11 protein-coding genes are annotated in these 11,168 nt (G+C 60.6%); 2 read left to right on the top strand and 9 right to left on the bottom strand.

The features are described from left to right. Positions 1-228: 228 nt before the first annotated feature. The gene (locus tag AC0IXA_RS26880) at positions 229-3,297 is read right to left on the bottom strand and encodes an efflux RND transporter permease subunit (RefSeq protein ID WP_471814844.1); all 3,069 of its coding nucleotides are present in this window, start codon (positions 3,295-3,297) and stop codon (positions 229-231) included. A gap of 6 nt (positions 3,298-3,303) precedes the next feature. Continuing rightward, a complete protein-coding gene (locus tag AC0IXA_RS26875; protein ID WP_071174527.1) occupies positions 3,304-4,404 on the bottom strand; it encodes an efflux RND transporter periplasmic adaptor subunit in 1,101 nt (366 codons plus the stop codon). Between the two features lie 94 nt (positions 4,405-4,498). Between AC0IXA_RS26875 and AC0IXA_RS26870 the strand changes: the two genes are divergently transcribed. After that, positions 4,499-5,152 carry a TetR/AcrR family transcriptional regulator gene (locus AC0IXA_RS26870; protein WP_313870105.1) on the top strand — a complete coding sequence of 218 codons (654 nt, stop codon included), beginning with the start codon at positions 4,499-4,501 and terminating at the stop codon, positions 5,150-5,152. A gap of 76 nt (positions 5,153-5,228) precedes the next feature. Here the strand turns inward: AC0IXA_RS26870 and AC0IXA_RS26865 are convergent, their stop codons facing one another. Then, positions 5,229-6,011 carry a class I SAM-dependent methyltransferase gene (locus AC0IXA_RS26865; RefSeq protein ID WP_404938632.1) on the bottom strand — a complete coding sequence of 261 codons (783 nt, stop codon included), beginning with the start codon at positions 6,009-6,011 and terminating at the stop codon, positions 5,229-5,231. Positions 6,012-6,103: 92 nt separating this feature from the next. Between AC0IXA_RS26865 and AC0IXA_RS26860 the strand changes: the two genes are divergently transcribed. Further along, the gene (locus tag AC0IXA_RS26860; protein WP_056783179.1) at positions 6,104-6,724 is read left to right on the top strand and encodes a hypothetical protein; all 621 of its coding nucleotides are present in this window, start codon (positions 6,104-6,106) and stop codon (positions 6,722-6,724) included. 3 nt (positions 6,725-6,727) lie between these two features. Here the strand turns inward: AC0IXA_RS26860 and AC0IXA_RS26855 are convergent, their stop codons facing one another. The 6 genes from AC0IXA_RS26855 to adk form a co-directional block, all read right to left on the bottom strand. Next, positions 6,728-7,420 (bottom strand): extensin-like domain-containing protein, encoded by a 693-nt coding sequence (locus tag AC0IXA_RS26855; RefSeq protein WP_471814843.1) that lies wholly within the window; start codon positions 7,418-7,420, stop codon positions 6,728-6,730. 2 nt (positions 7,421-7,422) lie between these two features. After that, on the bottom strand, positions 7,423-8,259 hold the full coding sequence (locus AC0IXA_RS26850; protein WP_471814842.1) for an isocitrate lyase/PEP mutase family protein: 837 nt from the start codon (positions 8,257-8,259) through the stop codon (positions 7,423-7,425). 30 nt (positions 8,260-8,289) lie between these two features. Beyond that, complete coding sequence (locus AC0IXA_RS26845; RefSeq protein ID WP_471814841.1) at positions 8,290-9,150, bottom strand: DUF72 domain-containing protein; 861 nt, start codon at positions 9,148-9,150, stop codon at positions 8,290-8,292. Then, positions 9,150-9,458 carry a hypothetical protein gene (locus tag AC0IXA_RS26840; RefSeq protein ID WP_042606956.1) on the bottom strand — a complete coding sequence of 103 codons (309 nt, stop codon included), beginning with the start codon at positions 9,456-9,458 and terminating at the stop codon, positions 9,150-9,152. The genes AC0IXA_RS26845 and AC0IXA_RS26840 overlap by 1 nt, the downstream gene beginning before the upstream one ends. A gap of 258 nt (positions 9,459-9,716) precedes the next feature. Next, positions 9,717-10,391: a tRNA (adenosine(37)-N6)-threonylcarbamoyltransferase complex dimerization subunit type 1 TsaB gene (gene tsaB / locus AC0IXA_RS26835; protein WP_471814840.1), complete on the bottom strand. Its 675-nt coding sequence runs from the start codon at positions 10,389-10,391 to the stop codon at positions 9,717-9,719. Between the two features lie 95 nt (positions 10,392-10,486). After that, positions 10,487-11,137, bottom strand: a complete 651-nt coding sequence (gene adk, locus AC0IXA_RS26830; RefSeq protein WP_024011750.1) for an adenylate kinase — start codon at positions 11,135-11,137, stop codon at positions 10,487-10,489. Positions 11,138-11,168 lie beyond the last annotated feature (31 nt).

Raw genomic sequence — 11,168 nt, 5'->3', positions numbered from 1 at the left:
TGCAGCGAAGCAAACCGTAGCCGCTGCGCCCGGATCGATCCCGCAGCGAAGGAACCCGAGCCTGCGAGGGCCGAACGTAGGAGCAAGCGTTTTGGGTTACCTTTTTGGCGTTTGAAAAAGGTGACCCGCCGTAAGGGCGGAACCGTAATCAGCAACACCCACAGCAAGGGATATACACCCAAAACCCCCAAGTCATGGTCGGCCCGAAGGCCGCCCCGACAAAGAAACTCAAGCCTCCTTACGCACCCGAAACCAGGCCGCATACAACGCCGGCAAAAACAACAGCGTCAGCGCAGTCGCAACAATCAACCCGCCCATGATCGCCACCGCCATCGGCCCGAAAAACACACTGCGCGACAGCGGAATCATCGCCAGCACCGCCGCCAGCGCCGTCAATACAATCGGCCTGAAGCGCCGCACCGTAGCCTCGATAATCGCCTGCCAAGGCTTAAGCCCCGATGCAATATCCTGCTCGATCTGATCGACCAGAATCACCGAATTGCGCATGATCATCCCGGACAACGCGATCGTCCCGAGCATCGCCACAAACCCGAACGGCTGCCTGAACACCATCAGAAACAACGTCACCCCGATCAGGCCCAGTGGCGCGGTGAGAAACACCATCGCCGTGCGCGAGAAACTGCGCAACTGCACCATCAGCAAGGTCAGCACCACGACAATGAACATCGGCACCCCGGCATTCACCGACTTCTGTCCGCGCTCGGAATCCTCCACCGTGCCGCCGACATCCAGCAGATAACCATCGGGCAACTCAGCGCGAATCGGGTCCAGCGTCGGCATGATCTGTTTGACCAGCGTCGCCGGTTGCTCCTTGCCATAAATGTCAGCGCGTACGGTCACGTTCGGCAGGCGGTTGCGGTGCCAGATGATGCCTTCCTCGAAGCCGTATTCCAGCGTGGCAATCTGCGACAACGCCACACTGCGACCGTTATCCGTCGGCACCGCAAGGCTCGGCAACAACGACAATTCAGTGCGCTCGTGCACGGTGCCGCGCAGCAGAATCTCGATCAATTCGTTGTCTTCGCGGTACTGGCTGACCGTCGAGCCGACCAGCGAACTCTGCAGGAATTTCGCCAGATTGGCGGTGCTCACACCGAGGGCGCGGGCGCGATCCTGATCGATGTTCAGATAAACAACTTTGCTCGGTTCCTCCCAGTCCAGGTGCACATTGACCACATGCGGATTCTCGCGAACCTTTGCTGCCACCTTGCGCGCCAACGCACGGACTTCTTCGATGTGCTCGCCCGTGACGCGGAACTGCACCGGATAGCCAACCGGCGGGCCGTTTTCCAAACGGGTGACCCGCGAACGCAGAGCCGGGAACTGTTCGTTGAGGGTTTCGATCAACCAGCTGCGCAGCGACTCGCGCTCTTCGATGGTTTTCGCCAACACCACAAACTGGGCAAAACTCGCCGCTGGCAGTTGCTGATCCAGCGGCAGATAGAAACGCGGCGAACCGGTGCCCACATAGGCGACGTAATTGTCGATGCCGGCGTGCTCCTTGAGCAGCGCTTCGAGGCGTTTGACTTCACTGGTGGTGTTGGCCAGCGAAACGCCTTCGGCCAGTTTCAGGTCGACCATCAACTCCAGCCGGTTGGAAGCCGGGAAGAACTGCTGCGGGACGAAACGGAACAGCATCACCGAGGCAATGAACAGGCCCACAGTCAGCACGATCACAGTCTTGCGATGCGCCACGCACCACTCCACCAGACGCCGGACGCGCTGATAGAACGGCGTCGCATACGGATCCGGTTGACCATCGCCAGTGCCGTGTTTTGCCGCGTGAATTTTCGCCAGATCCGGCAGGAGTTTTTCCCCCAGATACGGCACGAACATCACCGCCGCGACCCATGAGGCGAGCAAGGCAATGGTCACCACCTGGAAAATCGAACGGGTGTATTCGCCGGTGCCGGACTGCGCAGTGGCAATCGGCAGGAAGCCGGCGGCGGTGATCAACGTGCCGGTGAGCATCGGGAACGCGGTGCTGGTCCAGGCATAACTCGCTGCGCGAATGCGGTCGAAGCCCTGCTCCATTTTGATCGCCATCATTTCCACGGCAATGATCGCGTCATCCACCAACAAGCCCAGCGCCAGCACCAGCGCACCGAGGGAAATCTTGTGCAGACCGATGCCGAGGTAATACATGCAAGCGAAGGTCATCGCCAGCACCAGCGGAATGGTCAGCGCGACGACCATGCCGGTGCGCACGCCGAGGGAAAAGAAGCTCACCAGCAAGACGATCGCCAACGCCTCGACCAACACCTGGACGAACTCGCCGACGCCGGTTTTTACCGCTGCCGGCTGATCGGACACCTTGCGCAACTGCATGCCGGCCGGGAGGTTTTTCTGGATCCGCGAGAACTCGCCCTCCAGTGCCTTGCCCAGGACCAGAATGTCGCCGCCATCCTTCATCGCCACGGCCAAACCGATCGCGTCGTCGCCCATGAAACGCATGCGCGGCGCCGGTGGGTCGCTGAAACCGCGACGCACATCGGCGATATCGGAGATGCGGAACGTACGATCGGCGACGCGGATCGGAAAGTTCTTTATCTCATCGACTGTCTGAAAATTCCCCGAGACGCGTAGCTGCAAGCGCTCGCTGCCGGTTTCGAAGAACCCCGCCGTGGACACCGCGTTCTGTTCCTCCAGCGCCTGCTGCACCGCCGCCAGCGGCAAGCCGAGGGTGGCGAGCTTGACGTTGGACAGCTCGACCCAGATTTTCTCATCCTGCAACCCAAGCAGTTCGACCTTGCCGACGTCCTTGACCCGTTGCAGCTGGATCTGGATGCGGTCGGCGTAATCCTTGAGCACGGCGTAGTCGAAGCCATCGCCGGTCAGCGCATAGATATTGCCGAAGGTGGTGCCGAACTCATCGTTGAAGAACGGCCCCTGGATCCCCGGCGGCAGGGTCTGGCGAATGTCGCCGACCTTCTTGCGCAACTGGTACCAGAGGTCAGGGATCTGCTTGGAGTGCATCGAGTCGCGGGCGATAAAGGTGACCTGGGATTCACCGGGGCGTGAGAACGACATGATGCGTTCGTACTCGCCGGTTTCCATCAGCTTCTTTTCGATACGTTCAGTGACCTGGCGCGAGACCTCCTGCGCGGTCGCACCGGGCCAGCGGGTCTGAATGACCATCGCCTTGAAGGTGAACGGCGGGTCTTCACTCTGGCCGAGTTTGGTGTAGGACAACGCGCCGACAACGGCGAGCAAAAGCATCAGGAACAGTACGATCTGGCGATTACGCAACGCCCATTCGGAGAGGTTGAAGCGCATCGGGGCTTACTCCTTGTTCGCCAGATTGACCACACGATTGGAGCGATCCACTGGCCGCACCTGCTGGCCGTCGAGCAATACGTGAACGCCGGCAGCCACCACCCAATCGCTGGCATTCAGGCCTTCAAGCACCGCCACGCTCTTTTCGCCGAACGGACCGACCCGTACCGGAGTTTTCTTCAACGTGTTGTTGCCGTTGACCACCCAGACGTAAGTCGCGCCGTTTTCAGCGGTCAGCGCGGAAAGCGGTATCGACAACGAGACATTGTCGGCCGATTGCACAAACACCCGGGCGCTCTGCCCCAGTTCAGCCGGGACTTTGCCGCTGGTGAACGAGATACGCGCAGCAAAAGTGCGTGAGCGCGGATCGGCGGACGGCGACAACTCGCGGATCTGCCCGGCGAAGCGTTGATTCTGCTGTGCCCACAATTCCACGGTCACTGGCTGACCAACCTTGAAGCGGCCGAAGCTTTGCTCCGGCAGGCTGATCAACACTTCGCGCTCACCATCGGTGGCGAGTGTGAACACGGTTTGCCCGGCAGCGACCACCTGACCGACTTCCACCGAACGCTTGGCCACCACACCATCCTGCGGCGCACGCAGCACCGCGTAACTGGCCTGGTTGGTCGAAACGTTGAATTCGGCTTTGATTTGTTTAAGGCGGGCTTCGCCGGAGCGATATAGATTTTCGGCGTTGTCGTAGGCCGAGCGGCTGACCATTTGCCGATCCATCAGGGTTTTGTAACGATCACGCTCGGCGCGCACCAGATTCAGATTGGCCTCGGCGGCGGCGACCTGCGCGCGGGTGGCTTCCAGTTGCAGGCGCACGTCCTGCGGATCGAGTTCGGCCAAGGGCTGATCGGCTTTGACGCGCTGGCCTTCGTCGACCAGTCGTCGGCTGACTTTGCCGCCGATGCGGAACGCCAGATCAGGCTCATAGCGGGCTCGCACCTCGCCCGGATAACTCTCCATCGCCTGCGCCGAAGGCTCGGGCTGTACCACCATGGCCGGGCGTACGGTGACTTTGGTCACCTCTTCCTGACCGCACGCCGATAACAGGAACGCCAGACTGACTGGCACGGCAAAGGACAACGCATGGCGGAACATGGTGACGGACCTTTCGCGAATGAGGCTTGGAATATTTATACTGGCGGGTATGGTATTAATAGCAAACTCACCAGTCCAGTATTAAAAGCGAAGAATGTCAAACAATCTTTCAGCTCCAAACGGCCCGGGCCGCCCCAAGGATCTGGCCAAGCGCCAGGCGATCCTCGATGCGGCGAAAACCCTGTTTCTCTGCCATGGCTACGCCAACACCAGCATGGACGCGGTGGCCAGCGAGGCCGGCGTGTCGAAGCTGACGGTCTACAGCCATTTCAACGACAAGGAGACGCTGTTCTCCGCCGCCGTCGTCGCCAAATGCGAGGAACAATTGCCACCGCTGTTCTTCGAATTGCCGGACGGCATCGCGGTGGAAAATGTATTGCTGAACATTGCCCGGGGCTTCCACCAACTGATCAACAGCGATGAATCAGTGAACCTGCACCGCCTGATCATGGCGCTGGGCAGTCAGGACCCGAAGCTGTCTCTGATTTTCTTCGAGGCCGGCCCAGAGCGCGTGGTCAACGGCATGGAAGGTCTGCTGACGAAAATCCATGCAACCGGCGCGCTGAGCATCGACCAGCCACGCAACGCCGCCGAGCACTTCTTCTGCCTGATCAAAGGCGCGGGAAATTTTCGCTTGTTGTACGGCTGCGGCGAGCCGCTGACCGGAGAGGCAGCGGAACGGCATGTGCGGGAGGTGGTGGGGTTGTTTATGAGGGCCTATGGGGGAGGAGCAGCTGCGAGCTTCTAGCTACAAGCTGCAAGAAAAAGCAAAAGCAAAAGCAGTGAATTGGCTCTGGCTTGTAGCTTGCAGCTTGCAGCTGCTTCTAAGGCTTCAGCGCTTTCTTCGGATAAATGTCATACCGGCTCGATTTGCCATCCAGCGCATGGCTCGGTTTCGGCCCCTCGATGCACGGTGCCTTGCGCGGGCGCTTGACCACCACCCGGTGCGTGGCCAGCGCCAGCGCGGCTTCAAGCAGGGCCGGGGCATCCGGGTCATCGCCGACCAGCGGGCGGAACAGGCGCATTTCCTTTTTCACCAGCGCGGTTTTCTCGCGATGCGGGAACATCGGGTCGAGGTAGATCACCTGCGGCGCCTCCCCTTCCCAACTGCGCATCACTTCGATGGAGTTGCCCTTGAGCAATTTCATCCGCGCCACGATCGGCGCTACATCGAAATCTTCTGCCGCCCGGGCCAAGCCGTCCTCAAGCAGTGCGCCGATCAGCGGCTGGCGCTCGATCAGGCTCATTTCACATCCGAGACTGGCCAACACAAACGCATCCTTGCCCAAGCCCGCCGTGGCATCGAGGACGCGCGGGCGCACGCCTTGGGCGATACCGACCGCTTTAGCGATCATCTGCCCGCTGCCGCCGCCATACAAACGACGATGCGCCGCGCCGCCTTCGACGAAGTCGACCCGCACCGGTCCAGGCGCATCCGGCCCGAGCTGCTGCAACTGCAAGCCCTGCTCGCCGACCTGCAAGGCGAACTCACCGTCGGCCTCGCCGAGCGGCAGGCCGAGACGTTCGGCCCATTGCTCGGCTTGCGCTTGAAACGTCGGGGCGAGGGCCTGGACATGGATGCGGCAGGCCGCGGGTGACTCGATCATGAAAAAACGCTCAAAAAAGTTAAGGATCGACAAAAACCGCCGATAAACCATTCAACGCGCATTTTGCCAGAGCTGAGCGTCAACCGAAAAAAATGTCAGGCATTCTTCCCACATCGATTGGCTACGTTTCGCCCCATGGCGACTTCAGCCGTCATAACACTCAAGCACTGAGCGGCGTCAGTCACCTGTGGCAGGATTTCTTTGCCCAGGCCCTGGCCGAACAGACGAGTGAAGTGGTGCCTGCCTGTGGCACGTTTCCACCGGTTGACCTGAACAGCCCGGAAGAACCAACCGTTGGCAGCGAGCTGCACGCGCACATCGTCAGCCAGCGTGAGTGCGACGTGGTCGAAACCCAGGTTCGCCCGCCGGAGCCACTGTTCCTGCCGATCGCCGAGTTCGAAATGGAGCTGCTGGACAAGCCGTTCCCACCGTTCCCGCCAGAAGAACTCAAGGCTCAGCAAGAGCAACAGGATTTCGACAGCAGCTGGGTACGCCCGATTGTGATCAACAATGGCCAGCCAGTGCCGGAGCCAGGCCCTGCTCCGCAGAAACGTCCGCTGTACCTGCCGATTGCCGAGTTCGACCTGGACTTGCTGCAGAAGCCTTACCCGCCGTTCCCGCCGGAAGAAATCGTCGAGCAACAGAAAGCTCTGGACTTCGATAATGGCTGGGCGCGCCCGATCGTTCTACAGAACCTGCGCCTCGCCGCCTGATCCTCAGCGACACACGCTCCAGCGCCCGACATCGACATGAAAGTGATTGTGATGAGCGGCGTTGTAGTCCGGACTCAACACCACACTGAATGACTCACAGGCGCCGTCACGCAGCTGGCGCAGAAACTCTGCGTCCTGATTCTGCTTGGGCCAATCCTTGAGCACGCTGATCGTGCGTCCGTCAGCCAGGCGGAAACCGGCGATGTCCAGCGCGTCGGCACTCGCATGTCGGCTAAGGGCACCGCTCTCACGATTGTAGACATTGCGACAGGCGAAGCTGCCGAGGTGATCGAGCCGCGCGATCTTCTGGCCGTAAACCGATTGCGCCGCCGGTTGCAGGGTGTGGTGTTCAAACATTGCGTAGGCCACCGCCAGCGGGCAACTGGCGATGAAACTGCTGCTCAGCGCCACTCCACCGCCCTGCACCCGCAGAGCACCGACCAGCGGACACTTGGCGCCGGGGCTGTCGGCCTGGGGGCTGACGCGCAGATCCGAGCTGCTCAGCGCCTGTGCGCAAAGCTCAGGATCGCTGCGCAGGCGCATGAGTTTGTAACCGGTCAGCCAGTTGGGCGCGGCTTTTATGTCCAATGGCGCCCACGGGTTCCACTGCGGCGGCACCTCCAGCCAGCCGCGCCAGACACTTACCGCTGCACCACCCATCGCGAGCAACACCCCCCAGAACAGCCAACGTCCCATGCTCAGTCCTTGAAGAATTGATTGGCTTTGGCGTACGGCATCGACTGTGACGTGAAGCCAAAGGTGCCGGATTGCTGGATTTCTTCAGCCGCGCGGAAGAACTCGCCGAACGCCGCCAGCGCCAGTGCCGAGCCGGTGCTGATGCGGCGTACGCCCAGTTCTTCGAGCTGTTGCACGGTCAGTTTCAAACCGCCAGACATCAACACGTTGATCGGCTTCGGCGCCACGGCTCGCACCACTGCCAGCACTTCTTCGGCGCTGCGCAAACCCGGCGCATAGAGCACGTCGGCACCCGCTTCGGCAAATGCCTGCAAACGGCGAATGGTGTCGTCGAGGTCGGGATTACCGTACAGGTAATTTTCCGCGCGAGCCGTGAGGATGAAGGGAAACGGCAGGGTGCGCACCGCCGCGACGGCGGCTTCAATCCGTGCGACGGCGTGTTCGAAGCAATAGATCGGCGCGTCCGGACGTCCCGTAGCGTCCTCGATCGACCCGCCCACCGCGCCTGCCTCGGCGGCACGGAGAAGACTCTGCGCAGACTCCAGCGGATCATCGGCAAAGCCGTTTTCCAGATCCACCGCCACCGGCAAATCCGTCGCTGCGACAATCGCGCGGACATTGGCCAAGGTCTCGTCGAGACTCAGTGCGCCATCAGCCTTGCCCTGGGAAAACGCGTAACCGGCGCTGGTGGTGGCCAAGGCCTGATAGCCAAGACTGGCGAGCATCTTCGCCGAGCCGGCATCCCACGGATTGGGGATGACGAAGACCCCTTGGCGATCATGCAGGGCCTTGAAGGCTTGGGCTTTGAGGAGTTGCTGTTGACTGACTTGGACGTTCATCGACGGGCTCCCGGGCAGAAAAAACCCGCCTCAGAGCAAGCCAAGCTGCTCGGCGGCGGGTTCTCTGTATAGCTCAGGCAGCGCGGGCAAGCCAGGCAAACATTGCATCAGTTGTGCGTGAAAACGTTGCGCCAGTTTCGCTGCCAACAGGTTGTCGGCGGTATGCAGAAAGACGTAGGGCGTGCGGCCCTCTTCGATCCATTCAGCGACTTTCGCCACCCACGGCACAAGAAACGCATCGTTGGCCTCAAGCTCGGGATGGCCGATGAAACGCACCTGCGGAAACTGCGTGAACGCCGCCGGACGGGTCGGTACACGCGGCTTTTTCGACTGCGCGTGGATCACCGAGGACTCGGTCGACAAGCAACTGAACAGCGCGCGCGGGTCAAGACAGATGCGCTCGACACCGCGATCCAGCAACAGACGATTGAGCAGACGCTCGCTCTCGCCCTTGGCGAAGAACTGTTCATTGCGCACCTCGACCGCGAGCGGGCAATCCAGCGCATCGATAAACGCCGCCAGTTCCGGCAGACGCTGCGGCGTGAAGCTTTTCGACAGTTGCAGCCACAGCGGCGAAACACGTTCGCCTAACGGCTTGAGTAATTGCAGGAAGGTTTCGGCAGCGGTCAGTTGCTCACGCAAGTCGCCACTGTGACTGATGTCGCCGGGGAATTTGGCAGTGAAGCGAAAGTGTGCCGGCATGATCTCGGCCCAGCGCTGGACGGTAGCCGGCGATGGACTGGCGTAGAAGGTGGTGTTGCCTTCGACGGCGTTGAACACCTCGCAGTAGAGAGCGAGAAAGTCGGAGGTTTTTGCGTCTACCGGATACAGATACTCGCGCCAGGCATTTTCGCTCCAGGACGGGCAACCGAGGTAGTAAGGCAGATCCATCAGATATACAGATCGAGGCCCAGCACGTCTGCGTCCCAATCGACAAAACCGGCGGTGCTCAGGTAGCTGGCCAGGGCCATGGCTACGCTTTTCTTCATCGCGCGGTGGTAGATCATGTCTTGTTGACGGGCAGGCAGGTTGCTCAGGCGTTGCGCGGTGGCTTGAGCGGCACGAGCGGCCATCTGCTCTTCGCTCGGGAATTCCAGCTCGCCGTCGATGATGTCGACGGATTCATCCAGCGCCGCATTGCCTTTACGCGGCTTGCGCTTGATGGGGTAGGACTGAGTGGAAACGCCGTCTATACGCATAATGTCATGCTCGGTATCAATGATGGCAATTTAGCGGCACTTGACCGACTTAGCAAACCGCCGAGTGATAACTAGAACACATAAAGCGCAAAAGGTTTTAAGCGAGGGAGCAGAAACTGACGATTGGCGATATTTGTATGTGACCAGCAAACCTGTGGGAGCGAGCTTGCTCGCGAAGGGTCCAGCACATTCAACACATGCATTGACTGACCAGAAGCCTTCGCGAGCAGGCTCGCTCCCACAGGAGAAAGTGTCGAATCAGCGGGCTTTCGGGGTGGCAACTTTATCGCGCAGGTAGACCGGTTGCGCATCATCTGCCGGGATCGCCTCACCGCGCTCCCAGGCGAAACGCGCCAGGGTCAACAGGTCTTCGGCGTGGGGCAGCATGCCGGCGTCCGAGCCGCTCAGATTGACCGCAATGCGCCCACCATAACCCCAACCGGTACCGGCACCGAACCAGTCACCTGTGGCATCGGCCGGTAGCGCAGCCACCTCCGGCGGCAGCACCGCTTCGGCGCCAACCAGACGCATCTCCCCCGCCGTCTCGCGGTAGCAGCCCCAATACACTTCATCCATCCGCGCATCGATGGCGGCTGCCACCTGGCTTGCGCCATGTTCACGAAAGCCACGCTGTGCCAGCACGGCAAGGTTGGATACCGGCAACACCGGACGATCCAAAGCAAAGGCCAAACCCTGCACCACACCAATGGCAATGCGCACACCGGTGAACGCGCCCGGGCCACGGCCGAAGGCAATTGCGTCGACCGCTTGCAACGTGGTGCCCGCATCGGCGAGCAATTGCTGGATCATCGGCAGCAGCTTCTGCGCATGCAGACGCGGGATCACCTCGTAATGGCTCGTGACCTTGCCGTCATGCAGCAAGGCAACGGAGCAAGCTTCAGTCGCGGTGTCCAGGGCCAGCAAGGTGCTCATCGATGTTTCCAAAACAGGGGTGGGGAAAAAAGTGCGTCAGTATAAACAACTACGGCCCGCAAGCGGGCCGTGGATGATGCAGCCGATCAGACTTTTCAGCTCAGCGCGGCCAACACCTTGGCGGTGATTGCATCGACCGAACCCACGCCTTCGATGTGGCTGTACTTTGGCTTGCCGCCGTTGTTGGCGGAAAGGTTCTTATAGAAATCCACCAGCGGTTTGGTCTGCGAATGGTAGACCGACAGGCGATGACGCACGGTTTCTTCGGTGTCGTCCTTGCGCTGCACCAGCTCTTCGCCGGTGATGTCGTCCTTGCCAGCCAGTTTCGGCGGGTTGTAGACGATGTGGTAAACGCGGCCGCTGGCTTCGTGAACACGGCGACCGGCGATGCGCTGGACGATTTCTTCGTCTTCAACAGCGATTTCAACCACAGCGTCCAGCTCGACACCGGCAGTGACCAGCGCTTCAGCCTGCGGAATGGTGCGCGGGAAGCCGTCGAACAGGAAACCGTTGGCGCAATCAGGTTGAGCGATGCGGTCCTTGACCAGCGCGATGATCAGGTCATCCGACACCAGGCCGCCGGCATCCATGATGCTCTTGGCTTGCACGCCCAGTGGAGTGCCAGCCTTGACCGCAGCACGCAGCATGTCGCCGGTGGAGATTTGCGGAATGCCGAATTTCTCGGTGATGAACTTTGCCTGAGTACCTTTACCGGCCCCGGGAGCTCCCAGCAGAATGACGCGCATCGATGTGCTCCTCAATTTTTTATATAAAAGC

The organism is Pseudomonas sp. AC083, assembly GCF_979253165.1.
This window is presented reverse-complemented; position numbering and strand designations above follow the sequence as displayed.